This is a genomic window from Pseudogemmobacter bohemicus (assembly GCF_003290025.1).
Taxonomy (GTDB): Bacteria; Pseudomonadota; Alphaproteobacteria; order Rhodobacterales; family Rhodobacteraceae; genus Pseudogemmobacter; species Pseudogemmobacter bohemicus.
This window is the reverse complement of sequence record NZ_QNHG01000002.1, coordinates 1,243,000-1,268,108: the sequence shown is the minus strand read 5'-3', so window position 1 is coordinate 1,268,108 and position 25,109 is coordinate 1,243,000. Positions and strand designations below refer to the sequence as shown.

Sequence of the window (25,109 nt, the reverse complement as noted above, 5' to 3'; positions counted from 1 at the left end):
TCGGAGCGCCCCATTCAGCGCGCCCATACAGCCCGCTTGCGGCGCGCCTCCCTTCGCGCCAGAGTTGGGCGGCACAGCCTGGAGGGACCGATGCCGAATGAGAGCCTGCGCGAGCCCGCAACCCGCATCCGCGAGCAGGCCTATGCCCCCTATTCCGGGTTCAGGGTCGGCGTGGCGCTGCGCACGGAAAGCGGCGCGGTCTTTACCGGCGTCAATGTCGAGAATATCGCCTATCCCGAGGGCACCTGTGCCGAGGCCGGCGCCATAGCCGCGATGTGCGCCGCCGGAGAGCGCCGCATCGCCGGTGTTTTCGTTATCGCCGACAGCCCCGAGCCTGTCCCCTGCTGCGGCGGCTGTCGCCAGAAGATCGCCGAATTCGCCGGTGCCGATGTGGTGGTGACGCTGGCCACAACCGAAGGCAAGACCCTCAACATGACCGTGGCCGAGCTGCTGCCCGGCGCCTTTGGCGCGGCCCATATGGTGCGGGCCGGCTGAGATGGAAGCGGCCCGCATCATCACCGCGATCCGGGACGGCATACCGCCTGGCGCGGCAGATTTGCGCTGGTTCGCGGGCGCGCTCGCCTCGGGCGAGGTTTCGGATGCCCAGGCCGGTGCCTTCGCGATGGCGGTCCTGCTGCGCGGGCTGGGTGATGAGGGGCGCGTTGCGCTGACCGAAGGGATGCGCGACAGCGGGCGCCGGCTCGGCTGGTCGCTGCCAGGCCCGGTGGTCGACAAACATTCAACCGGCGGCATCGGCGATTGCATCTCGCTTTTGCTGGCGCCCGCGCTGGCGGCCTGCGGCGCTTATGTGCCGATGATCTCGGGGCGCGGGCTGGGTTTCACCGGCGGCACACTGGACAAGCTGGAGGCGATCCCGGGCTTTCGCACCGCGCAGCCAGAGGCAGAGATGCAGCTCCAGGTCGCCCGGATCGGCTGCGCCATCGTGGCGGCGGGCGAGGCGCTGGCCCCGGCCGACCGCCGGCTTTACGCGATCCGCGACGTCTCGGGCACGGTGGAAAGCGTCGATCTGATCACCGCCTCGATCCTGTCGAAAAAGCTTGCCGCCGGGGTGGGGTCGCTGGTGCTGGATGTCAAATGCGGCTCGGGCGCGTTTATGAAGAAGCTGCCCCAGGCCGAGACGCTGGCCCGGGCGCTGGTGACGGTCGCGAAAGGCGCCGGCTGCGCAGCCCGGGCGCTGATCACCGACATGGATCAGCCGCTGGCCACCGCCGCCGGCAATGCGCTTGAGGTGATCGAGGTGATGGAGACGCTGACCGGCACTTCGGTCAATTCCGACCTGCGGCTGTTGACCGGCGATCTGGGCGGCGAGGCGCTGGCGCTGGCGGGCCTTGCGCAGGATGCACAGGAAGGGGCGGCAAAGATCCTTGCCGCGCTGGATTCCGGCCGGGCGGCCGAGATCTTCGGCCGGATGGTGGCAGCCCAGGGCGGACCTTCGGATTTCGTCGAGCGCTGGCCCGACCGCCTGCCGGCGGCCCCCGTGGTGGTCGAGGTGCCGGCCCCGGCAGTCAGCCCCGAAGGCGGCATCATCACCGCGATCGACGGCGAGGCGCTTGGTCATGTGGTGCTGGCGCTTGGCGGTGGCAGAGCGCGGGAGGGGGCGCGGATCAACCCCTCGGTTGGCCTGTCCGATCTCGCCGCTCCGGGTGAAGATGTGGCGGGCGGCGCGCCGCTGGCCATGATCCATGCCGCCAGTATAGAAAGCGCCGAGGCCGCCATCGCCGCCGTACAGCGCGCCTATCGGATCGGCGACTGGGCCGGCCTGCCGGAAGACAGCACGCCAGGCGATGGGCCGCTGGTGTTGAAAAGGATCGGCTGAATGCCCCGCGCCTTTCTGATCGTGATGGATTCCGTCGGCTGCGGCGGCGCGCCCGATGCGGCGGCTTTTGGCGACGAAGGCGCGAATACGCTTTTGCACATCGCGCGGGCCTGCGCCGCAGGCCAGGCGGATCAGGGCCGCGAGGGGCCGCTGTCGCTTCCCAATCTTGACCGTCTGGGGCTGGGGGCGGCGATCCGGCTGGCCTCGGGCGCGGCGGCACCGGGACTTGTGACAGAGCCCGATGGCCTTTGGGGGGTGGCGCAGGAAGTCTCGAACGGCAAGGACACGCCTTCGGGCCATTGGGAACTGGCCGGCGTGCCGGTGCCCTGGAACTGGACCCTCTTCCCCGATACCAGCCCCGCCTTCCCGCCCGATCTGGTGGCCGAGGTCTGCCGGCTGGCGGGGACCGAAGGTATCCTCGGGAATTGCCATGCCTCAGGGATGCCGGTGATCCGGCGCTTTTGCGACGAACACAGGCGGACCGGCTGGCCGATCTGCTATACTTCCGCCGACAGCGTGTTCCAGATCGCGGCGCATGAGGAATGGTTCGGACTGGAGCGGCTGCTGGCCCTATGCGAGGGGCTGGCGCCCTGGCTGCATGAGCGGCGGGTGGGTCGGGTGATCGCGCGGCCGTTTATTGGCGATTGCGCTGATTTCCGGCGCACCGCCCATCGGCGCGATTATGCGCATCTGCCGCCGGCGCCGACTTTGCCGGAACATGTGACCAAGGCCGGCGGCATGGTGCATGGGATCGGCAAGATCGGCGATATCTTCTCGATGCGCGGCATTGGCACGCTGTGGAAGGGCCAGTCGGATGCCGATCTCTTTGACCATCTGATCCGGCTGGGGGGCGAGGCCGAAGAGGGCGCGCTGGTCTTCGCGAACTTCGTCGAATTCGACACGCTTTACGGCCATACCCGCGATGTGGCGGGCTATGCACGGGCGCTGGAATGGTTCGACGCCGCCCTGCCGCGGTTTCTGGAGCGGCTGGGTCCTGGGGATCTGGCGATATTTACTGCCGATCATGGCAATGACCCGACATGGGACGGCACCGAACATACGCGCGAAAGGGTGCCGGTGCTGGGCTTTGGCGCCGGGGCGCGGGGCGTTGGCATTCGCGCCTTTGCCGATGTCGGGGCGAGTGTGGCGGCGCATCTGGGGGTGGCGCAGCCCGGGCCGGGGCGGTCGTTTTTGTGAAATGCCGGACCGGGGGCCAGCCCCCGGACCCCCGGAGTATTTGTATCAAGAGGAAATGAGGCCGCCTGTGAGTGAATTTACGGATCTGCCCAAGGTGGAGTTGCATCTGCATCTGGAAGGGGCGGCGCCGGCCTCGTTCATTCGGGGGATGGCGGCGGAGAAGCGGGAGGATATTTCGGGCATTTTCGCTGCGGATGGGGGCTATGCCTGGCGGGATTTTCCACATTTCCTGAAGGTTTATGAGGCAGCGGCCTCGGTCTTGCGCAGCCCGCGCGATTATCACCGGCTGATGCTGGCGGTGGCTGAGGAAAGCGCGGCCTCGGGTGTGATCTATAGCGAGGTCTTTCTCTCGCCCGATCTCTGCGGTGGCGGCGATGCTTCGGCTTTTGCCGATTATATCGCCGCGATCCGCGAGGCGGCGGTGGTGGCCGAGGCGACCTGTGGCATCACCTTTCGCGCCATCGCCACTTCGATCCGCCATTTCGGGCCTGAGCGGGCGCGGCGGGCCGCTCTGGCGGCAGCGGAGTCGGCGGGGGATTTTCTGACCGGTTTCGGCATGGCGGGGGATGAGAATGTGCTGGAGCCGGCCGATTTCGCATGGGGTTTCGACTGCGCGCGTGAGGCCGGGTTGCGGCTGACCGCCCATGCCGGGGAATGGCGGGGGCCTGACGCGATCCGCGATACGCTGCGCGCGCTCGGCCCCGAACGGCTGGGGCATGGGGTGCGGGCCATCGAGGATCTGGCGCTGGTCGATGAGCTGGCGGAAAGCGGCGTGGTGCTGGAGCTTTGTCCGGTCTCGAATATCGCGCTTGGCCTTTACCCCGATATGCGCTGCCATCCGGCGGGCGAACTGGACCGGCGCGGGGTGAAAGTGACCATCTCGACAGATGACCCGCCCTTCTTCCGCAGCACGATGGCGCGCGAATATGAGGAATTGCACCGCGCTTTCGACTGGGATGAGGGGCAGTTCCGCAAACTCGCGGTGCAGGCGCTTGACGCGGCCTTCTGCGATGCGGATACGAAGAAGAAGATAGCAAAGAAGCTGGAGGCCTGAACCATGTCGGACCATCTGACAGTCGTTACCCATCCGCTGGTTCAGCACAAACTGACAATCATGCGCGATAAGGAAACCTCGACCGCGAGTTTCCGCAAGCTGTTGCGCGAGATCAGCCTTTTGCTGGCCTATGAGGTGACGCGCGGTCTGCCGATGACGACACGCCGCATCGAGACGCCGATCGAGCCGATGGATGCCCCGGCGATCGAAGGCAAGAAGCTGGCGCTGATCTCGATCCTGCGGGCGGGGAATGGGCTGCTTGACGGCATCCTTGAGTTGATCCCGGCGGCTCGGGTCGGCTTCATCGGCATGTATCGCGACCCCGAGACGCTGCAGCCGGTGCAATATTACTGCAAGCTGCCGGAACATCTGGAAGAGCGCATCTCCATCGTGGTCGATCCGATGCTGGCAACCGGCAATTCCTCGGCGGCGGCAGTCGACTTGCTGAAACAATCGGGGGCGAAGAATATTCGTTTCCTGTGCCTGCTGGCCTCGCCCGAAGGGATCGCGAAGATGAAAGAGGCGCATCCCGATGTGCCGATTGTCACCGCAGCGGTCGACAGCCATCTGAACGATCACGGCTATATCGTGCCGGGGCTGGGCGATGCCGGCGACCGGATGTTCGGCACGAAGTGACCCGGCCCGCACGGGCGGGCCGAAAAATGACCGGACCGGGCGGCGGCGGCCTGCTGCCGGGAGCGGGCACAGCTTTACTCACCCGCAGAATCCCTTAAAATTCGGTTAAGCTGTCCCTTCCGCTGCCCTGGGAGTTACCAATGTCCGGAAAAATCCTGTCCGTCGCCGCCTTCGCGGCGGTGTGCTTTGCTGCAACCGCTTATGCCGATCTGCGCGGACCGGCAGAAATGCCGCCGGCGGGGTTCAAAGGTCAACAATATGTGGACAGTCGCGGCTGCGTCTTTCTGCGCGCGGGCTATGGCGGGCGCGAGACCTGGGTGCCGCGCATCTCACATGACCGCAAGCAGCTTTGCGGCTATGCGCCTTCGGGGCGGGCTGTCGTAACCGCCGAAGCGGCGCCCACTGTGGCTGATCCGGCGCTGGCAGCGAAGGCCGCAGCGGGCAGCACTCCGAAGACAACGGGGACCAAAATCCCCTCGATCAACACAAAGCCGGGCGCACCGCTGCCGCTGCCCGCTCCGATGCAAAGCGCCTTTGACGCCGCCGGCAGCGCGCCTGTCGCGGCTGCGCCGAAAAAGACCGCCGCAGCTGCCGCAGTCACCAGCTCTGACGGCTACCGGCTCACCTGCCCCGCCACGGCCCCGGTCGCGCAGAAATTCCGTGTCGAGGGCGGCGGCACCCGCACATTATGCACCAAAGGCGATGGCACGCTTGACGGCGCCAGCTTCCCGCGCCTTCAGACCGGGGGCAGCGACAGCTGGACCGGCACCGCCACTGCGGTCGCAACCGGGAAAAGCGTCACCGTCACCACCCGCAAGGGCGGCAGCACAGCAATCCCGACCCCGCCGCCAGGCTATAAGCTGGCCTGGGAGGATGACCGCCTGAACCCCCGTCGCGGATTGCAGACCCAGCAGGGCGTCGCCGATCAGGACAGGCTCTGGACCCGCACCACGCCGGCGGAGCTGCATGAGGGTGGCAGCCGCGAGGTGATGGTCAGGGTGCGCCGCAGCGATGGCAGCACCAGCATGGAGCCCGGCATCCTGGTCACCGCCGCCGATGGCAGCCAGTCGGTGAAGCTGCGCTCCGATAGCGGCGTATCGAAATCGTCGAAATCCACGGCGAAAGCGGTGGAAGCGGCGCCGGTGATTGCTGCAGAAAGCAAGGCGGGTGACAACAAGGCGGCGGGGCGGCTCTTTGTCCAGGTGGGCACGTTTGGCGTTGCAGCCAATGCCGAGGGCACGGCGGGGCGGCTGCAAGGGCTGGGCCTGCCGGTCTCGCGCTCGACACTCAAAGGCGGCGCGTTGCAGGTGGTCTATGCCGGCCCCTTCGCCTCGGTCGGTGAGGCGCAGGCGGCGCTGTCGAAGGTGCGCAGCGCAGGCTTTGGCGATGCGGTGATGGTGCAGTAATAGCCAGGGCCGGGAGCCATGCGCCCCGGCCTTCGCCGCCGGATCAGCCGTTGCAGACCGATTGCAGCGCGATCCAGTCATCATCGGGCAGCAAAGGGCTTGAAATCCGGCCCTGGAACGGGTCGGCGGCAACCAGTTCCGCCGCTTCGGTCGCCGAAATCGCGCCGCTTGCCGCCAGCCAGTTGGCATAGGGGGTCAGCGGCACCTGGGCCGCCTCGAACGCGGATTGAAGCCGGGGAAGCGGCGGCAAATCATGCTCTTCGCGGATGAAAGCCTCGCCGAAACCCTCCAGCGCCGCCGCCGGCAATTCGCCCGATACCAAGAGGTCAAAGGTCGGCTTCAGCCCGGCATGGTCGAGAATGGCGCGCATCGGATCGGCCAGCCCGGCCTTGATCCCCTCGGTCAGCGCTGCGCCCGCAAGCGCATCGGGGGCATCCTGATCAATCAGAGACCCCGGCAGCAGGATCACCCCGCCCGGCAGATGCGCCGGGCGCGACAGGCCCTCGGGCAGCACATAGAGGATCGGCGTATTCGCCTCGCCGAAAACCCGATCCGACAGCGCCGCCAGCGCCGGCAGGCCCAGCTCTCCCGAACAGGGTGCGCCGGTCAGCCGGATCACATCATCCAGCGCCCGCATTCCGATCTCGACCTGTTTCGAGGGCGGCACCACCGCCACGGTATGGGAGATCAGGATCCTCGGCAGCACCAGCGTCACGAGGCCAAGGAACCCGACCACCGCGCCGCCGATCAGTGCGAAGCGCAGCCGGCCGGGATGGGGTGAATCCGCCCTGACCGCCGAATTCACCATTTTCAGCGCGGCGAGCATGGTCTCGTCATCGATCTCGACCGATTCCGGACTGTCCTCACCAGGGGAGAATACCGCGGGCTGCTGGCCCGGATTGAGCCGCCGGACCGCCGGCAACGACCAATGGCTCAGCGCCGAACCCGAGCGCGGATCGCTGAGCACCAGCGTCGCCTCGCCCATCAGCACCACCACTTCCCGGCGCTGGCCATCCCCGGTATCGCGCCAGAGACCAAGCGATTCCAGGCGCTGATATTTGCTCAGCGCGGTGCCCGATCCTGATGCCGCAGAACTGCCCGTTCGTCTTTTCATGGCCCGACCTTAGCCGCCCCGCGCCCGCGCCACAACGCCCCGCAGGGCTGCCAGGCGGGTGGATGAGCCTGTGCCGCGCGCGGCAGGCAGCGAATGTCGCATTCAGACGCGCAGAGGTTGCGCGCGCGGGCTTCACAGGGAGTGGAGTGGGAAGAGGAAGCCGATGACTGCGCCTACGACTGTCCAGGGGCTGTCGCCTGACCGTACGCTGATGGCGGTTGGGCTGACATTGATCTATGCCGCGATGGTCGGCTTCAGCGATAATTATGTGCGGGCGGTGGCGGATGATACCGGGCTCTGGCAGTTCCATGCGACGCGCAGTTTTCTCGCGCTGGCGATGATGGGGCTGGCGGCCCCCTTTCTCGGGCTGCAGCTGAGGCCGCGCAATATACGGGCGGTGGCGGCGCGGGCGCTGCTGCAAGGCATTGCGATTATGATCTATTTCGGCGCGCTGGCCTTCATGCCGGTTGCTGTGGCAGCGGCAGGGCTGTTCACCGCGCCGGTCTTCGTGCTGCTGATCTCGCGGCTGGTCTATGGCGAACGGATCGGTCCGGCGCGGCTGATCGCGGTGATGCTGGGCTTTCTGGGGGTGGTGCTGGTTCTGGGGCCGCGCGCTTTGGCCGGAGCGGGGATCACAGCCCTGGTGCCGGCGCTGGCGGGGGCGGTCTATGCCATGGCCAATATCGCGACGCGGCGCTGGTGCGCGGAGGAAAGCGCCGGCACCTTGCTGGCGGGGTTCTTTGTCAGCCTTGGCCTGATCGGGCTCCTGGGTCTTGCGGTGCTGTCGTTCTGGCCGCAGCCGGTGCCGGCGGGATCCGGAGGCTTCCTTCTGCGCGGTTTCGTCTGGCCGGATGGCGAATACCTGGCCTGGATGCTGCTGCATGCCAGCTTTTCTGCGGTCGGAGTCGGGCTTTGCACCAGGGCCTATCTGATGGCCAATGCCGGCAGGGTCAGTGTGCTGGAATATATGGTCCTGCCCTCATCCGCCTTCTGGGGCCAGGTGATCTGGGGCGACAGTCTCGGCGCTCTGGCCTGGTATGGTATCGCGCTGATCGTCCTTGCCGGTGCGATCATCGCCCTGCGCGCCCAGGAACAGGAGCGCTGATCAAATTCCTTGCAAGGAATTTGTCGAAAAATTCTTGCAAGAATTTTTGCGCTCAGCGGTCGTTGACCGCCTCACGCCAATGGCGGCGGCAGAGGCTCTGATAGGTCTCATTGCCGCCGATCACCACCTGGTCGCCATCGGTCATCACCCGGCCATCCGGCCCTTTGCGAACCACCATCGTCGCCTTGCGCCCGCAATGGCAGATCGTGCGCACCTCGCGCATCTCGTCGGCCCAGGCCAGCAGCGCCGCCGAGCCAGGGAACAGATCTCCGCGAAAATCCACCCTGAGCCCGTAGCACATCACCGGCACGCCCAGATCATCCACCGCCTGGGCCAGCCGCCAGACCTGCGCCTGGGACAGGAACTGCGCCTCGTCGATAAAGACGCAATCGACCGGCCCCCGCCCCTGCCGCGCCGCGATCATCGCAAAGAGATCATCATCCGGCCCGAACATATCCGCATCCATCCCGATGCCGATCCGGCTGGCGATCCGCCCCTCACCGGCGCGACCATCCATCCGCGCGGTGATCAGATAGGGGGACATGCCGCCCTCCTGGTAATTATAAGCTGCCTGCAACAGCAGGGTCGATTTCCCCGCATTCATCGTCGAGTAATGAAAATAGAGCTTGGCCATGGGCCTGCCCTGGCCCCCCACCCGATTTCTGTCAAGGCCGCATGGTCCCCGAGCGGTTTTGGCTGCGGCCCCGCGATAGCCCTGCCCGGTTCCCGCCGGCAGGGTGAGCGGACAATTCCCGCAGGCGCTTTGCGCGCCCGGCGTGAAGCCGGAGGACCGTTCAGCCACCATTTACCCGCAGGCGAGGGCCTGCTGCACGCGTTACATCCTGCCCGGCCTGCGGGCTGCCACCCGCATCTGTCTGCCCCCCCGGGACCCAGACAGCCCCCACCCACACCGGAGATACACCGAAGCCCTGCGGCGTTCCGGACACTCGCTAATACCCCGGTTCCCCGGCCACTCCTTTATCGGTGACAAAGCCTTGCAGGCAGATTAATGGGAAAAGATTGAATGATTTCGCGCCGCTGCTCCGGTTCGCCCCCCAGAATGCCCTGCGCCGCATCCCGGATCTGAATGAGGTTGGCCATGTCTGTGGCGAGTTATCTGAAAAAACACACCGAAACCCTGGTCAAGGATGTCGGGATCGAGGCCGCCTGTGCGCTGACCGGCAAATCCAAGGCCACGCTCGGCCGCTACTATTCCGACAGCGACGAGCATGAAGACCGTTTCATGCCGGTCGATGTGGTGGCACAGCTTGAGGCCGCCTCGCGCTTTCCGCATGTGACCTCGGCACTGGCCGATCTGCGCGGCATCACGCTGGCCTATGACAATGACCGTAAGGACCCCGAGACCTCGGGGATCAACCAGGATGTGGTGGCGCTGGCCCAGCGTTTTGCCATGCTGATGAGCGAGTACAATTCCGCCATTGCCGACGGCAAGATCAGCATCAACGAATCGAAACGGCTCTTGCGAGAGACCATCGCGATCCAGCATGTGCTGTTGCAGATGAAGCTCAATCTGGAAGACGAGGCGACCTGAGCCGCCTCGTGCCTGACGGTATCAGCCGCGCGCTTTGGGCCGCCGCGACGGGGCCTGGGCACCGCCTTGCGGCCGGGCCGCCGCCGGCTTCGCGCCGCCGGGGCGCCCGCCCTGCGGCCGCGCGGAAGCGGGCTTCGCCGCCCCGGGCCGGGCGGCTTTCGGCGCCGGCGGTTTCGAGCCGGGCTTCTGCCCGCCCCGGTTCTGGCCCCGCGCCTGGTTCTGCCCGCGATTCTGGCCCGGCTTCGGCGCCGCCGCGATCGCATCCGCTGCCCAGGGCGCGCCCCCGATCACCGGCAGCGCTTTTTTCAAAAGCTTCTCAATCGCCTGCAGCTCGCCCATCTCGGCCGGCGAACAGAAGCTGATCGAAGACCCGCTTGCCCCCGCCCGCGCGGTGCGGCCAATGCGGTGAACATAGTTATCCGGCACATTCGGCATGTCGTAATTATAGACATGGCGCACGGTCGGAATGTCGATGCCGCGCGCGGCCACATCGGTCGCGACCAGCACATCGACCTCGCCCGATTTGAACTCGGTCAGGATGCGGTCGCGCTGATTCTGGCTGCGATTGCCGTGAATCGCACCCACGCGGAAGCCCCATTGCCCCAGAACCTTGGCCAGCTTGTCGGCGCCATGTTTGGTGCGGGAAAAGACCAGAGCCTGCTCGCCCGGGTGCTTTTTCAGATAGTCCTCAAGCAGCTTCGCCTTGTCGCCATTGGGGATGTAATGGACGCCCTGCGTCACCTTCTCGGCAGGTTTCCCCGGAGGCGCCACCTGCACCTTGACCGGATCGCGCAGATAGGTATCGGCGATCTCATTGATATCCTTGGGCATCGTCGCCGAGAACATCATGGTCTGGCGCCGCTGCGGGATATGTTTCGCGATCTGCCGCAGCGAATGGATAAAGCCCATATCCAGCATATGGTCGGCCTCATCCAGCACCAGATAGCCGCATTTCTCAAGGCTGACATCGCCGCGCCCGATCAGGTCGATCAGCCGGCCCGGCGTCGCCACCAGCACATCGGCACCGCGCACCAGCGCCTGGGCCTGTTTGTTGATCGAGGCACCGCCCACGACCATCACCACCTTCACCGCCGTCCCTTGCGTGAACATCGAGAGGTTGTCTTTGATCTGCGTCGCCAGCTCGCGCGTCGGCACCAGGATCAGGGCGCGGATGTTCTTCGGCCCCGGCGGATGGCCGAGATCCAGGATACGGTGGAGCAGCGGCAGGCCGAAAGCGGCGGTCTTGCCGGTGCCGGTCTGGGCAAGGCCCATCAGGTCTTTGCCGGCCATGATATGCGGGATGGATTGGGCCTGGATCGGGGTCGGCGCCTTCAGCTGGGTCTTTTCCAGCGCGGCAAGGATTTTCGGCGAAAGGCCGAGTTCTGCAAAAGTCGTCATGGTCATTCCATACGTCGAGGATGACAACACGCCCTCGCCCCCGGAGATTACCGGAAACCGTGCGCGCCGTCGGCGCCCCTGCGTGATGGTGGGAACCTTGTTGTCCGGGCCGGGTCAATGCTCACGCGGCACGGGCTGTCGGACTGGCCTGAAATGGGCGTGTCGCGCCCAAAAGTCAAGCAGGATCGGCCCGCAGCTGACTGCGGGCCGCCCCGAACCGGGACAATGGGCTGGGAATATTTGTCCCGGTTTGCCATCCGCCAGGCCCTGAGCCCGCCTGAGGGATGATCAGCGCGTCATGGCCGGGCTTATTGTGCCGGTTCCCAGGCAGGCAGCGCTTTCAGGGCCTCGGCGCCAAGGGTGGTCGCCGCGATCACCGTGCCGCCTTCATCGCGGTAAAGCGTGACCTGGTCATGGCCCAGATTGACCCGATGCGTGCCGATGCCGATAAAGCCGCCGACATCGGCGACGATGCCCTGGACCGGCCCTTCGGTGCTGAGCACCAGATCGGTGACCGACCCCATATTCGAGCCATCCGATGCGTAAAGCGTGGCCCCGATCAGCTGATCGGCGGTCACAGCGGTCCAGTCGGTGACCTCGCTATAGCCTTCGGGCACCGCGAAAACATCGGTTGCGGGCAGTGCGGCCGGGGCCTCGCTCGCCTCGCTCGCCTCGGGCGATGGCGGGACATCGGCGGTGGCCGGATCGGGCGCGGCCGGGGTGGCCTCGGGCTGCCCCTCGATCAGCGGATCGGCGGGGGCGCCTGTCTCATCCACGGCCCCGGCTTCCGGAATCTTTACCGGATCGGTGGTGGTTTCCTGCGCCAGAGCGGCGGTGCCAAGCATCAGAGACGCAGCAAGTGCGATAACCGGCGGGGCGGCGAAGGGGGGGATCCGTTTCATGGTTCACTCCTTTGGTTCGTTAGCCTCACGTCCAGCGGACAGGGAGCTAACGGGCCAGGCGCGATTTGGGTCCGACCTCCGCGACCGGGTGGCGAAGCCCCGCCGGAATCACGACGGCACGGCCGGGGGAAACCGCCTCTTCACGAAAATGTCGGGAAATCACAGCGAAAAGCCGTCCCTGAGGACGGCTTTTCCGGATCTGTGGGCTTCGACCGGGGCTCAGCCCTGAAGCGTCCGCACCCCATAGCCCTCGCCGCGTGCTTTCATCGCAGCGACGGCGGCCACGCTTGCGGCGGCGGTGGTGAAATAGGGGATGCGGTCCATCAGCGCCACGCGGCGGATGTCGCGGCTGTCGGCGATGGACTGGGTGCCCTCGGTCGTGTTCATCACCAGAGCGATGTCTTCGTTTTTCAGCCGGTCGACGATATTAGGGCGGCCCTCATAGACCTTGGCCACCGATTCCGCCACGACTCCTTCGGCTTTCAGCCAGGCAGCGGTGCCGCGTGTCGCGGTGATGGTGAAGCCCATTGCGATCAGGTCGCGCGCCGCCGAGGCCAGTGCCTCCGACTTGTCGGCATCCTTCACCGAAAGGAAGACGCGGCCCGCCTCGGGCAGCACCATGCCGGCGCCCATCTGCGCCTTGAGGAAGGCCAGCGCGAAGCTGCGATCCCAGCCCATCACCTCGCCGGTCGAGCGCATTTCCGGCCCGAGCAGCGGGTCGACACCAGGGAAGCGGGCGAAGGGCAGCACCGCCTCTTTCACCGAATACCAGGGCGTGATCGGATCGGCGAGCGTCATCGCATCCGCCAGCGGCAACGGGCTGTCGGGGCCAACGCCGGCATCGTAAGGCGCGCGCTCGGGGAAGGCCGAAAGCTTCTCGCCCGCCATCAGCCGCGCCGCGATCGAGGCAATCGCCGAGTCGGTGGCTTTCGCCACAAAGGGCACCGTGCGCGAGGCGCGCGGGTTGACTTCCAGAACGTAGATCACCCCGTCCTTGATCGCGAATTGCACATTCATCAGCCCGACGACCTGCAGCGCAATCGCCATCTGCACGGTCTGCTTTTTCAGTTCGGCCACCGTCTCAGCCGAGAGCTGGTGCGGCGGCAGGCAGCAGGCAGAATCGCCCGAATGGACCCCCGCCTCTTCGATATGTTCCATGATACCGGCAACATGGACCGCTTCGCCATCCGACAGCGCATCGACATCCACCTCGACCGCGCCCGACAGATAGCTGTCCAGCAGCACCGGGCTTGTGCCGGAAACCTGCACGGCGGTGTTGATGTAGCGCTCCAGCTGGGCATCGTCGCGCACGATCTCCATCGCGCGGCCGCCGAGCACATAGGACGGACGGATCACCAGCGGGTATCCCACGCGGGCGGCGATATCGAAAGCCTCTTCGCGCGAATGGGCGATGCCGTTGACCGGCTGTTTCAGGCCCAGATCATTCAGCAGCGCCTGGAAACGCTCGCGGTCTTCGGCGAGGTCGATAGCGTCGGGCGTGGTTCCAAGGATCGGGATGCCCTCATCCTTCAGCGCCTGCGCCAGTTTCAGCGGCGTCTGGCCACCAAACTGCACGATCACACCATGAAGCGTGCCGTTATCCTGCTCGACCCGCAGGATTTCCAGCACATGTTCCAGCGTCAGCGGCTCGAAATAAAGCCGGTCCGAGGTGTCGTAATCCGTCGAAACGGTCTCGGGATTGCAGTTGACCATGATGGTCTCATAGCCGGCCTCGGTCAGCGCGAAACAGGCATGGCAGCAGCAATAGTCGAACTCGATCCCCTGGCCGATCCGGTTCGGACCACCGCCAAGGATGACGACTTTCTTCGCAGCCGAGGGACGCGATTCGCATTCCACATCGCCCATCGCGGGCATCTCATAGGTGGAATACATGTAAGGCGTCTGCGCCTCGAATTCCGCCGCGCAGGTGTCGATCCGCTTGAAGACGGCGGTAACGCCAAGGCCCCGCCGCGCGCGGCGCACCGAGGTTTCGTCCTGGCCGGTCAGCTTGGCGAGACGCGCATCGGTAAAGCCCATGATCTTGAGCCCGCGCAGCCCTTCGGCCGTCGAGGGCAGGCCATGAGTACGGATTTCATGTTCCGCATCAATGATTTCACGGATCCGGGCAAGGAACCAGGGGTCGAAAGCGGTGATGGCCTGGATCTCGTCATTCGAGAGCCCCTCACGCATCGCCTGGGCGATCACGCGCAGCCGGTCAGGGGTTGCGACGCTCAGCGCCTTGGAAATTGCGGCGCGGTCGGGGGCGCCTTCAATCGCGATCTCGTCAAAGCCGGTCAGGCCGGTCTCAAGGCTGGCCAGCGCCTTCTGCATCGATTCATGGATGGTACGGCCAATCGCCATCGCCTCGCCCACCGATTTCATCGCGGTGGTCAGCAGTGGCTGCGAGCCGGGGAATTTCTCGAAGGCAAACCGCGGGATCTTGGTCACAACATAGTCGATGGTCGGCTCGAACGAGGCCGGCGTCACCTTGGTGATGTCGTTATCCAGCTCATCCAGCGTATAGCCGACCGCCAGTTTCGCCGCGATTTTCGCAATCGGGAAGCCGGTGGCCTTGGAGGCCAGCGCCGACGAACGGCTCACGCGGGGGTTCATCTCGATCACGACCATGCGGCCATCGACCGGGTTGATCGCCCATTGCACATTGGAGCCGCCGGTCTCCACCCCGATCTCACGCAAAACGGCGATCGAGCCGTTGCGCATGATCTGGTATTCCTTGTCGGTCAGCGTCAGCGCCGGCGCCACGGTGATCGAATCGCCCGTGTGAACACCCATCGGGTCGATATTCTCGATCGAGCAGACGATGATGGCGTTATCCGCTTTGTCGCGGACCACCTCCATCTCGTATTCCTTCCAGCCGAGCAGCGATTCGTCGACCAGAACCTGCGCCATCGGCGAGGCCTCAAGCCCCGATTTCACGATGGCCTCATAGTCGTCGCGGTTATAGGCCACGCCGCCGCCGGTGCCGCCAAGGGTAAAGGCCGGGCGGATAATCGCGGGCAGGCCGATATGTTCAAGATCGCCCATCGCCTTGGCCACGCCCGCCGCGATGTCGTATTTGCCGTTCGCGAGTTTCGGCGCGGCAACGATGGTCGCCTTGGGGTTCTCGATCCCCAGCCGGTCCATCGCCTCACGGAAGAGCTTGCGGTCTTCGGCCATTTCAATGGCTTCGCGTTTGGCGCCGATCAGTTCAACGTTGAACTTGTCCAGCACGCCCATATCGGCCAGCGCCAGCGCGGTGTTCAGACCGGTCTGCCCGCCCATGGTCGGCAGAATCGCATCGGGGCGCTCTTTCTCGATGATCTTGGCCACCACTTCCGGCGTGATCGGCTCGATATAGGTGGCATCGGCCAGACCCGGATCGGTCATAATCGTCGCCGGGTTCGAGTTCACGAGGATGACGCGGTAGCCCTCTTCGCGCAAAGCCTTACAGGCCTGGGCGCCGGAATAGTCGAATTCGCAGGCCTGGCCAATCACGATAGGCCCCGCACCGATAATCATGATCGAGTGGATATCTGTCCGCTTCGGCATGTCGGGAACCTCGGTTTTTGGGCTGGCTGTCGCTAAATCGTCCGGGGTTATAGAGCCGGGCGACAGGGGCGCAAGGGGTAAACCGACGCTTGCCAGCGGGTCTGGCGCAGGGCCGGGGAAATCCCACCCGTTATTCCGGCTGGCGCAGGCATCCGCCAGCCCCTATTCATTCTCGGCATTATGAGCAGCAGCAGACGCCAGATCTTTTTTGAACACGGCCCCGGCGGACGTCCGGCGCTGTTTGATGACGCGCTGACGGTGAAAATCGCACGCACGCCCGAGCAGGTGCTGGATGTGCTGGAAGATGCCGACCGCATCCGCCGCTTCGGCGCCTGGGTCGCGGGCTATATCTCTTATGAGGCGGGATATGCGTTTGAAGACCGGCTGCGCCCGCTGATACATCCCGACCGCCGCCTGCCGCTGGTGCATCTGGCGACATTCATCGGCCCCGGGGATCCCGGGCCAATGCTGGCCAGGATGGCAGAGGAGGCCGGGGCGACCCGCATCGCCGCGCCAGAGCCGCTGATCTCGCGCGACGACTATAACAGCGCCATCGCCCGTGTGCAGGAACTGATCGCGGCGGGCGATATCTACCAGGCCAATCTGACCTTCCCGATGCTGTCTCGCCTGCTGTCCGGCACGCCAGAGGGGCTATATGGCCGGCTGCGCCGCTCGGGTCCGGTCGGGCACGGAGCTTTTGTCAATCTGGCGGGTGAGCCGGCGCTGGTCTCGCGCAGCCCAGAGCTGTTCTTCCGCACCGATGCAGAGGGGCGCATCACCACCCGCCCGATGAAGGGCACCCGCCCGCGCGATGCCGACCCCGCCCGCGATGCGGCCCTGGCGACCGAGCTGCGCACCAGCCCCAAGGACCGGGCCGAGAATCTGATGATCGTCGATCTGCTCAGAAACGATATCAGCCGCATCACCGAAATCGGCAGCGTGAAGGTCCCCGAACTCTACACCGTCGAACATTACGCCACCGTGCATCAGATGGTCTCAGAGGTGCAGGGCCAGCTCTCGCGCCCGGCCAGCCTTCCCGATCTGGTCCAGGCGCTGTTCCCCTGCGGCTCGGTCACCGGGGCGCCGAAGATCCGCGCGATGGAGGTCATCCGCGAGGTCGAGCCCTTCGCCCGTGATGTCTATTGTGGCGCCATCGGCTGGATGGCCCCGGATGGCAGCGCGGATTTCTCGGTCGCGATCCGCACGCTTGCGGTGGGCGAAGAGGACGGTGAGAACCCGGGCGAGATCCGGATGAATGTCGGCGGCGGCATCGTGCATGGCTCGACCGAAGAGGGCGAATGGGAGGAGGCGCTATGGAAAGCGCGCTTCGTCAATGCGGCGGTGAGCCGGGGCTGAAGCTGATCGAGACGGTGCTGTGGGACGGCGCCTTGGCGCCGCGCTGGCCTTTGCATCTGGAGCGGTTGCAGCGCAGTGCGGTGGCGCTTGGCTGGGCGCCCCCCCTGCCCCCACCGCCCGCAGGCCCGGCCGGGGCCGCCCGGCTGCGGCTGACACTGGACGGTGCCGGGCGGATGGTCTGGGAACAGCACCCGCTGCCGGCGGCAAAGCCGCTTTGGACCCTGTGCCTTGCTACAGAGCGGCTTCTTTCGGACGATCCATGGCTTTCGCTGAAGTCCACCCACCGCGCGCTGCATGACAGGGCCCGCGCCGCATTGCCCGATGGGGTGGATGAGGCGCTTTTCCTCAATGAGCGCGGTGAACTTTGCGAGGGCAGCATCACCACGCTCTTCTTTGACCGCGGCGAGGGGATGCGTACGCCGCCTTTGGCCTGCGGCTTGCTGCCAGGGGTCTTGCGCCGCGAACTGGCCTGCCCGGAAGAGGTACTGCTGCTGCACGATCTGGCTTGCGTACGGCTCTGGGTTGGCAATGCCCTGCGCGGCCTGATCCCCGCCCGCCTCGCAGAACCCGGCGCCGCACCCGCCTGAACCGCCTCGCCCGACAATCCGGCCTTATGCGGCAGATAATCCGGGCATCGCGTTCCGCTGGTTGTTTAATCCTGCACAACAATCATGCAATCTATGGTTGCTTAATTCTCGCAATGATTGAAATTCCCATCATTCAATCTGATCTTTAATTGAATTTCAGCTTCAATTCACAAACAATTGCCTTATAAGATTCGGCATACCCAATTCCATTTTCGTCACCTTCATCCGGAAAACCCCGCCCATACCGACGGCATTAACCGATTCCTATTTCATCCACTTTCATTGCCGGACCGGCGCAGTCACACCCCACACACATACCAAAAATCGGCATCTACAACTTTGAGTTTCACTGAATACAACAACTCAATCAAAGAGATAAATATACACATAACCACATGATTAATATAATTTATTATTGAAAAATTCGATTAAAAACATCGACCTTCGCCATCTTTGCGCCCAAATCGACGGCATATTTTCCGCAAAATGGCGCTAATCAGGTCCACATTAAAACAAATGTTGAATGCAGGAATAGGGCATCGTGCAATCACAGGAACCCATCCCAAATGTCGACCAACATCATCGAACTGAAAAAAATCGCCGGCTTCATCGGCGCCTGCCTCGTTGACTCCGAAACCGGCCTGATGCTGGCAAGCGAGTCGAGCGGCATCAAATTTGACCTCGAAGCTGCCGGTGCCGCGAATACCGAGGTGGTGCGTGCCAAGAACGCCGCCATGGTCGCTCTGGGCCTTGACGACCATATCGAAGACATCCTGATCACGCTCGGCACCCAGCTGCACCTGATCCGCCCGCTGACCTCGAACCCGGCGGTCTTCGTCTATGTCGCCCTGGACCGTTCGAACGCCAACCTGGGCCTCGCCCGGATCGCCGTGAAAAACGTCGAAGGCAAACTGAAGGTCTGATCCGACCGCGCCCGGCATGGTAGCGGCTGCTTCCGGGCTGACCGGGGCCGCGCCCCGGGCCGGGAAAGACCCGGACTGCCTGGCCGGGGAGGGCCCGACGCCTTCCCCGGCCGGCCAGACCAAAAAAAGACATGAAGATGGGGCCTTTGTGTTCTGCCTGCCCGGATCGCTGAGTCGCCGGGTGGACAGCCGTAACGAGTAAACTTGTCCCCCCTGCCGGGCCATCTGGCTGCGGGCAGGGTGATCAGCCTGCGGACAGGGCCGGATGCTGCCGGCCTTGCCAGTGAAACTGCCCCTTCCCGGTACGACACACCGGGTTCAGGGGTGCCGGAATGTCAGCGGTGAATGTCAGCGGAGGCGGGGCACCAGGCCCGCACGCCCCGCTTTCCCAGTCAAGGTGGCCGGAATCCCGGCCGAAAGGAGACCGTCGTGAAAATCGCTCCGCAACTGCGGCAGGAGCTCGCCTTTCTGCGCGACGGGCTCGACAGCATCGACCGCCTGGTGGACGAAAAGACCAGGCCAAATTTCGCGCCGCTGCGCAACAGGCTGGACAGCTGGACCGCGAAAGTCGCGGTGATCGGCCAGGTCAAGGCCGGCAAATCGACCTTCCTGAACGCCTTCCTGCATCAACATGATTTCCTGCCCTCGGATATCAATCCCTGGACGTCGGTGGTCACCAATATCCGCGTCAATATCCCGACCGACCCGATCTCGGGCGCGCGTTTCGAATTCTTTGACGAATCCGACTGGCAGGAGATCACCGGCAGCGGCTCGGCCATCCGCCAGCTGACCGAGGAATTGCTGCCCGGTTTCGACAGCGAAGTGCTGCGCCGCCAGAGCGAAGAGATGCGCGACCGTGCGCAGCGCCGGCTGGGGCGCCATTACCATGCGCTGCTGGGCAGCAAACATGACCATGAATTCCTCTCGGCCGATCTGCTGAAACGCTATGTCTGCGCCGGGCCGGGCAGCGATGACGGCCTCGACCGCGAGGCGCTTGGCCGCTATGCCGCGCTGACCAAAAGCGCCAGCATCTACATGCGCCTGCCCGAATTCGAGGTGCCGGCCATCATCACCGATACGCCAGGCGTGAATGACCCCTTCCTTGTCCGCGATGAGCTGACCTGCCGCAGCCTCGACAAATCCGATGTCTTCGTGATGGTCCTTTCGGCGCATCAGCCGCTGACCGATGTAGACCTCGCGCTGATCCGCATCCTTGCCAATCAGGACGAAAAGGATGTGATGGTCTTTATCAACCGCATCGACGAGCTGGATGATTACAGCACGAATGTGCCGCGCGTGATCGCCGATGTCGAACAGCGCCTGCGGGCCGCGATCCCGGGCATCGATTTCCGCATCGTCGCCGGGTCGGCCTGGCTTGCCGATCTCGCTTTGCGCGAGGATGACGAGGCCGGGACGCTGCGCGAGGCCGCCGACAGCGACGAGCTGGCACTCTATATCCGCCAGACCTTTGGCCGCCTTCCGCGCGACCGCAATGACCGGCTCTTGCTGGCCTCGGGGCTGACCAGCCTGAAAAACACCCTCTCAGACACGCTTGACAGCGGTGTCGGCAGCCAGCAGCTCAACCAGCTGCGCGGCGATATCCGGGCCGAGCTGAACGCGGCGCAATTCGTCGGCCGCCGCGAGCGCGACGCGCTCCAGGTGCAGATGGAGAGCCTGCGCAGCGATATCGCCAAAACCGCCGCCCGCGATGTGGCAAGCGAGATCACCGGCATCCGCGATCTGCGCAACCGGCTGGAGAGCCTGGTCGATACAGCGGATGCGCAGATCGAGCGGGTGGTGTCGAAATCCTGGTCCGGGCTTGAGGCACGGCTGATTGCGGCCATCGAAACCTTTGTCGATGGCCATAAGGACACATTCGAAGAGCGTCTCTTCGGCGACGGTCAGCGCGGCGATGCCGGCGCGGTGCTGGATTTCGACATGCTGCCCTTGCAGGCCGCGCTCGAAGCCGAGGTGCGCGACTGTTATACCGGCTCGCGCAGTGGCACCGATGCGGCGCTGGAAAGCTGCATCCAGGCCTGCCGCCAGACCATCGGCACCAAATTCCAGGACCCGACCGCCGAGATCACGCTGGAGGGTCTGCCCTATGACAGCTTCACCTCGACGCTGACTTTCGCGAAACGCAGCCTCCGCGTCGGCATGATTGTCGATCGCAGCTGGGCCTTCTGGCGCCGCCCCACGCTGAATGTGGGCAAATCGCTGGGCGCGCTGCGCACACTGACCACCGAAGAACTGCGTCCCTCGGTCGAGAAGATCCTTGCGGCCTATAACGAGGCCCAGCTGGATCGTGCCAGCGCCGGCATGTCGCGCATCCGCGTGATGCTGCGGATGTTCGACTCGATCCTGTCGGAAAACGCACAACGCCTGAAACAGGACAAGATCGATATGGAACGCATTGCGCTGAACCCGGATGCCCAGAAAGCAGTCGTGCAGCGCCTGCAAAGCAAGGTGGAGGCGCTGGAGCGCCGTCTGACCGCGCTGGCCGGCCTTGAGACCGGGCTGAAGCGAACCGATCTTGGGGCTGCGGCATGAAAATGACAGATCTGACCGCCCTCCTGCACGAAAAACGCAAGGCCGCCGGCAGCGATACGCCGCTGCGCGTGGTGATCTGCGGCGAAGTCAGCGCCGGCAAATCCACCGTGATGAATGCGCTGATGCGCAGCCATCTGCTGCCCGACAATATCGGCCGCAGCGAACGCCCGGTGCTGGTCGCGGGCTGGCGCGATATCCCCGGGATCGAGGCGGTCGGCCGCCACGGGCATGAGATGCGCGCGGCGCTGCCCGGCACTCCGGCACTGTTCCATCAGACGGAATTCGTCCGGCTCTGGCTGGATCAGCCGCATCTCGCGGGGATTGAGCTGATCGAATTGCCGATGACCAAGGCCGAGGAACTGACCGACGAGCAGATCGCCCTGGTGAATTCGGCCGATGTGATGATCTGGGTCACCATTGGCTCGCAAGCCTGGCGGCTGACCGAAAAGGCCATTGTCGAGGCCCTGGGCGATGCAAGGCCGGATCGCTCGATCCTGGTGGTGTCGCGCGGGGACAAGCTGCGCTCGGACAAGGATCGCGGCCGGCTGATGGAGCGGATGGAGCGCGAGACCAATGCGCTTTTCGCGCATCGGATGTACCTCTATGGCGAGCGTCGCCGGATCGCAGCCTCGGCGGACTCGGATGCCGAATGGGAAGAAAGCGGAGGCGCCGGACTTGCCGCCCTGCTGAGCACTTTCGCCACCAGACCGGAACGGACGGTCTATGAGGGCGAGGCCCGGCGCGACTGGCCGGAAGCGGATGAGCCGGCGGCAGAGGATGATCTGGCCCCTGCCGGGGAAGCGGAGGCGGAGCCGGAGGAAACGGCAGATATCGCCTTTGAACCGGAGGCACAGGCCGAAGAGATTGTAAATGAGGCTCAGGCGGCTGCCAGAGCGCAAGCGGGTGCGGAGGAGATCCAGGACGAAGACATCGCCGGCGAAGACACCGCCGACGAAAACACCGGCCCGGAGATCGTGGAAGAAGCCGAAGCCGGGGAAGCCGTTGCCGAGCCGACGGAGGCCGCTGCGGAACCGGAAGCGGAACCTGTGCCCGAACCCGGGCCGGAAGCCGCGAAACCCGCCCCCGTCCTGCCGGGGCTGTTGCAGGCCGGGCTGCTGCCTGAAAACGATGCGGGCCTCACCACGCTTGCAGGGGATGAAGCGACCGTCGCGCAGCTTGCCGGTTTCTGCTCAACCATGCTGACGCAGCTGGAAGATGAGCGGCTGACCACCAGCGGCGGGCCGGTCAGTTTCTTCAGCCTCGCCACCGGCAGGCGGCGTGTGCTGTTCCAGATCGTCAGCGGCAAGGGCATGGTCTTCCTGCTCGCGGATGCTCAGGTGATGAACCAGGGCATGGCGCAGATGGCGATCGGCCAGCTTTGCGCCGATAAGCGGGTGACCGGCTGAGGTGACCGCTCAGCGGCGGGGGGGGGGCTCAGCGGCGGGGAACGCCTTGCAGGATTTCCAGAAAGGCCGGGCCGAAACGCTCGGCCTTTTGCGCGCCCATGCCCTGGACGCGCTCCAGCTCGTCCAGGTTTGACGGCCGGCGTTCCGCGATCTGGCGCAGCGTCGTGGCGGTGCAGGAGAGGTGTTTGCCGATCCCGTCTTCGCCCCGCACCAGCCGCAGCTGCGCCTCGGCCAGCAGGTCATAGACCACGCCCGCCGCCTGCCCCGCCAGCGCGGCCCGCGCCGGATGCGGCGCCTGCACCGCCCCGGCGATCACCTGCAAAAACGCCCGGCCATAGCTGTCCAGCTTCTTCGCGCCGACCCCGTTGATCCCTGCCATCTGATCCAGCGTTTCCGGCCGTTTCTCGGCCATCTCGATCAGGGTGCGATCCGCGAAAATCACATAGGCCGGCACGCCCGCCGCCTCGGCCAGCGCGCGGCGTTTCGCCTTCAGCGCGGACAGAAGCGGTGCGTCCTCCTCGGCCACCAGCGTCTTTACCACCGCTTTCGGGGCGCGGATATCGGGGCGGCGCAGCCGGATTTCCACCTCACCGCGCAGAACGGGACGCGCGGAATCGGTCATCCGAAGCGCGCCGTGCCGTTCAAAATCCGGGCGCAGAAGGTCGCGCCCCATCATCTGCAGGAAAACCGACCCCCAGGCCTGTTTCGACAGGTCCCGCCCGACGCCAAAGGTCGGCAGGTCCTGATGGCTGCGCGCGCGGACCTTTTCGGTCGTGGTGCCGGTCAGGATGTCGATCAGATGGCCGGCGCCATAGCTTTCCCCGGTGCGCAACACGGCGGAAAGCGCCTTGCGAACGGATTCTGTCCCGTCAAACACCGCAGGCGGCGCGGCGCAGAGGTCGCAATTGCCGCAAGGCCCGCTTTCCTCACCAAAGTAAGACAGCAACACCTGGCGGCGACAGGCCAGCGCTTCGGCCAGACCGAGCAGCGCATTCAGCCGCCCGTGATCGGCGGCCTTGCGCTCGGGTGGTGCGGCGCCTTCGTCGATCTGGGTGCGGCGGTAGCGGATATCATCGGCGCCATAAAGCGTCAGCGCCTCGGCCGGCGCCCCATCGCGACCGGCACGGCCGATCTCCTGGTAATAGGATTCGATGGATTTCGGCAGATCGGCATGGGCGACCCAGCGGATATCGGGCTTGTCGATTCCCATGCCGAAAGCCACCGTCGCCACCACGATCAGCCCGTCATCGCGCTGGAAGCGGGTCTCGACATCGCGGCGGTCCTGGGGGTCCATGCCGCCATGGTAATGCAGCGCGGTATGCCCCGCCTCGCGCAAAGCCTGGGCCAGCGTCTCGGTCTTGGCGCGGGTGCCGCAATAGACGATGCCCGACTGCCCGCGCCGCGCCGCCGCATAGGCGAGGATCTGCTCGCGCGGGCCATCCTTGGCGGCGAAACTGAGATGGATATTCGGACGGTCAAAGCCGCGCAGGAAGGTCGCGGGCGGCTGGCCGTCGAACAGGCGCTGCACGATCTCGGCCCGGGTTTCCTCATCCGCGGTGGCGGTAAAGGCCGCGAGCGGCACGTTCAGCGCCCGTTTCAGCTCGCCAATGCGGAGGTAATCGGGGCGGAAATCATGGCCCCACTGGCTGACGCAATGCGCCTCATCGACCGCGATCAGCGAAACACCGATCCGGCGCAAAAGCGCCATGGTCGCCCCCGCAGCCAGCCGCTCAGGCGCCATATATAACAGCTTCAGCCGCCCTTCATCCAGCGCCTGAAAGACCTCTTCTGTTTCCTCATCGGTATTGCCGGAGGTCAGCGCCCCCGCCTCAACCCCTGCCTCACGCAGCCCCCGCACCTGGTCGCGCATCAGCGCGATCAGCGGCGAGATCACCACTGTGACACCCTCACGGCACAAGGCGGGCAGCTGGAAGCAAAGCGATTTGCCGCCGCCGGTCGGCATGATCGCCAGCGTGTTCTGCCCCAGGGTCACCGCCTCGACAATCTCGGCCTGACCAGGGCGGAAACCCTGGAATCCGAAAATCTCCGCCAGCAGCGCGGCGGGAGACGGCTGGCCGGTATCGCGCATCAGAGGAAGGCGTATTGGTTGTTGAAGAGGATCATCCGAAGCCCAATGATCACCAGCAGCACCACCAGCGGCGCGAAATCAATGCCCTGCATCGAAGGCAGGAAACTGCGGACGCGGTTGTAAACCGGCTCCAGCAGGCGGTTCAGACTGTACCAGATCTGGGCCACCAGAGGCTGGCGGATATTCAGCACCTGGAAATTGATCAGCCAGCTGAGAATGACATGGGCAAGCACCACAAATTGCGCCACGCCAAGGAGAAGCATCAGGATATCGTAAACGGACTTCATCTTTCCCCCATAACGAGCGCTTTGGAACAGGTAGCGCGAGCCGGGTCTCAGGGCAAGCCAAAGCAGAATGCCGCCACACTATCGGGCAGCTGGTGAAGCCGCGGTTAACGGGGCCCGTCTGAACGCCGGGTCAGCCTTGACCTTTGCAAATGCTTTGGCCA

The 25,109-nt window shown here is 65.1% G+C and carries 20 protein-coding genes; 13 read left to right on the top strand and 7 right to left on the bottom strand.

Translation table 11 applies throughout. From position 1 onward, the window contains the following. Positions 1–90: 90 nt before the first annotated feature. The 6 genes from DRF71_RS13925 (at position 91) to DRF71_RS13905 (ending at position 6,130) form a co-directional block, all read left to right on the top strand. Positions 91–495: a cytidine deaminase gene (locus DRF71_RS13925; RefSeq protein ID WP_112311080.1), complete on the top strand. Its 405-nt coding sequence runs from the start codon at positions 91–93 to the stop codon at positions 493–495. A gap of 1 nt (position 496) precedes the next feature. Next, positions 497–1,837, top strand: a complete 1,341-nt coding sequence (locus DRF71_RS13920; RefSeq protein WP_112311079.1) for a thymidine phosphorylase — start codon at positions 497–499, stop codon at positions 1,835–1,837. Beyond that, complete coding sequence (locus DRF71_RS13915; protein WP_112311078.1) at positions 1,838–3,034, top strand: phosphopentomutase; 1,197 nt, start codon at positions 1,838–1,840, stop codon at positions 3,032–3,034. A 55-nt stretch (positions 3,035–3,089) separates the two neighbouring features. Continuing rightward, positions 3,090–4,088: an adenosine deaminase gene (locus tag DRF71_RS28090; protein ID WP_198672199.1), complete on the top strand. Its 999-nt coding sequence runs from the start codon at positions 3,090–3,092 to the stop codon at positions 4,086–4,088. A 3-nt stretch (positions 4,089–4,091) separates the two neighbouring features. Further along, the gene (gene upp, locus DRF71_RS28085; protein ID WP_198672198.1) at positions 4,092–4,724 is read left to right on the top strand and encodes a uracil phosphoribosyltransferase; all 633 of its coding nucleotides are present in this window, start codon (positions 4,092–4,094) and stop codon (positions 4,722–4,724) included. A gap of 140 nt (positions 4,725–4,864) precedes the next feature. Then, complete coding sequence (locus tag DRF71_RS13905; protein ID WP_112311077.1) at positions 4,865–6,130, top strand: SPOR domain-containing protein; 1,266 nt, start codon at positions 4,865–4,867, stop codon at positions 6,128–6,130. Between the two features lie 43 nt (positions 6,131–6,173). On the opposite strand, the gene DRF71_RS13900 is transcribed toward DRF71_RS13905, so the two are convergent. Then, positions 6,174–7,244 carry a hypothetical protein gene (locus tag DRF71_RS13900; RefSeq protein ID WP_112311076.1) on the bottom strand — a complete coding sequence of 357 codons (1,071 nt, stop codon included), beginning with the start codon at positions 7,242–7,244 and terminating at the stop codon, positions 6,174–6,176. A gap of 163 nt (positions 7,245–7,407) precedes the next feature. Between DRF71_RS13900 and DRF71_RS13895 the strand changes: the two genes are divergently transcribed. Beyond that, on the top strand, positions 7,408–8,349 hold the full coding sequence (locus DRF71_RS13895; protein ID WP_112311075.1) for a DMT family transporter: 942 nt from the start codon (positions 7,408–7,410) through the stop codon (positions 8,347–8,349). 52 nt (positions 8,350–8,401) lie between these two features. Here DRF71_RS13895 and DRF71_RS13890 read toward each other — a convergent pair whose 3' ends face one another. Next, complete coding sequence (locus DRF71_RS13890; protein WP_112311074.1) at positions 8,402–8,983, bottom strand: thymidine kinase; 582 nt, start codon at positions 8,981–8,983, stop codon at positions 8,402–8,404. A 465-nt stretch (positions 8,984–9,448) separates the two neighbouring features. Between DRF71_RS13890 and DRF71_RS13885 the strand changes: the two genes are divergently transcribed. After that, on the top strand, positions 9,449–9,901 hold the full coding sequence (locus tag DRF71_RS13885) for a hypothetical protein (protein WP_112311073.1): 453 nt from the start codon (positions 9,449–9,451) through the stop codon (positions 9,899–9,901). A gap of 21 nt (positions 9,902–9,922) precedes the next feature. Here the strand turns inward: DRF71_RS13885 and DRF71_RS13880 are convergent, their stop codons facing one another. The 3 genes from DRF71_RS13880 to carB all read right to left on the bottom strand — a co-directional run bounded on the left by DRF71_RS13880 (position 9,923) and on the right by carB (position 15,750). Then, positions 9,923–11,299 (bottom strand): DEAD/DEAH box helicase, encoded by a 1,377-nt coding sequence (locus DRF71_RS13880; protein ID WP_112311331.1) that lies wholly within the window; start codon positions 11,297–11,299, stop codon positions 9,923–9,925. 308 nt (positions 11,300–11,607) lie between these two features. Further along, entirely contained in the window at positions 11,608–12,201 is a 594-nt protein-coding gene (locus DRF71_RS13875) for a PRC-barrel domain-containing protein (protein WP_157971086.1), read from the bottom strand. Positions 12,202–12,420: 219 nt separating this feature from the next. Next, on the bottom strand, positions 12,421–15,750 hold the full coding sequence (gene carB, locus DRF71_RS13870) for a carbamoyl-phosphate synthase large subunit (RefSeq protein ID WP_112311071.1): 3,330 nt from the start codon (positions 15,748–15,750) through the stop codon (positions 12,421–12,423). Between the two features lie 180 nt (positions 15,751–15,930). Between carB and DRF71_RS13865 the strand changes: the two genes are divergently transcribed. The 5 genes from DRF71_RS13865 to DRF71_RS13840 all read left to right on the top strand — a co-directional run bounded on the left by DRF71_RS13865 (position 15,931) and on the right by DRF71_RS13840 (position 22,572). Then, positions 15,931–17,106: an aminodeoxychorismate synthase component I gene (locus DRF71_RS13865; RefSeq protein WP_112311070.1), complete on the top strand. Its 1,176-nt coding sequence runs from the start codon at positions 15,931–15,933 to the stop codon at positions 17,104–17,106. Further along, a complete protein-coding gene (locus DRF71_RS13860; protein ID WP_112311069.1) occupies positions 17,064–17,693 on the top strand; it encodes an aminotransferase class IV in 630 nt (209 codons plus the stop codon). Before DRF71_RS13865 ends, DRF71_RS13860 begins: the two co-directional genes overlap by 43 nt. A 566-nt stretch (positions 17,694–18,259) precedes the next feature. Further along, positions 18,260–18,616 carry a hypothetical protein gene (locus tag DRF71_RS13855; protein ID WP_112311068.1) on the top strand — a complete coding sequence of 119 codons (357 nt, stop codon included), beginning with the start codon at positions 18,260–18,262 and terminating at the stop codon, positions 18,614–18,616. Between the two features lie 429 nt (positions 18,617–19,045). Beyond that, complete coding sequence (locus DRF71_RS13845) at positions 19,046–21,166, top strand: dynamin family protein (protein WP_157971085.1); 2,121 nt, start codon at positions 19,046–19,048, stop codon at positions 21,164–21,166. Further along, positions 21,163–22,572 (top strand): hypothetical protein, encoded by a 1,410-nt coding sequence (locus DRF71_RS13840; protein ID WP_112311065.1) that lies wholly within the window; start codon positions 21,163–21,165, stop codon positions 22,570–22,572. The genes DRF71_RS13845 and DRF71_RS13840 overlap by 4 nt, the downstream gene beginning before the upstream one ends. Positions 22,573–22,600: 28 nt before the next feature. Here the strand turns inward: DRF71_RS13840 and recQ are convergent, their stop codons facing one another. Further along, entirely contained in the window at positions 22,601–24,661 is a 2,061-nt protein-coding gene (gene recQ, locus DRF71_RS13835) for a DNA helicase RecQ (RefSeq protein WP_112311064.1), read from the bottom strand. After that, positions 24,661–24,948, bottom strand: coding sequence for a YggT family protein (locus tag DRF71_RS13830; RefSeq protein WP_112311063.1), 288 nt, complete (start codon positions 24,946–24,948; stop codon positions 24,661–24,663). Before DRF71_RS13830 ends, recQ begins: the two co-directional genes overlap by 1 nt. Positions 24,949–25,109: the final 161 nt, after the last annotated feature.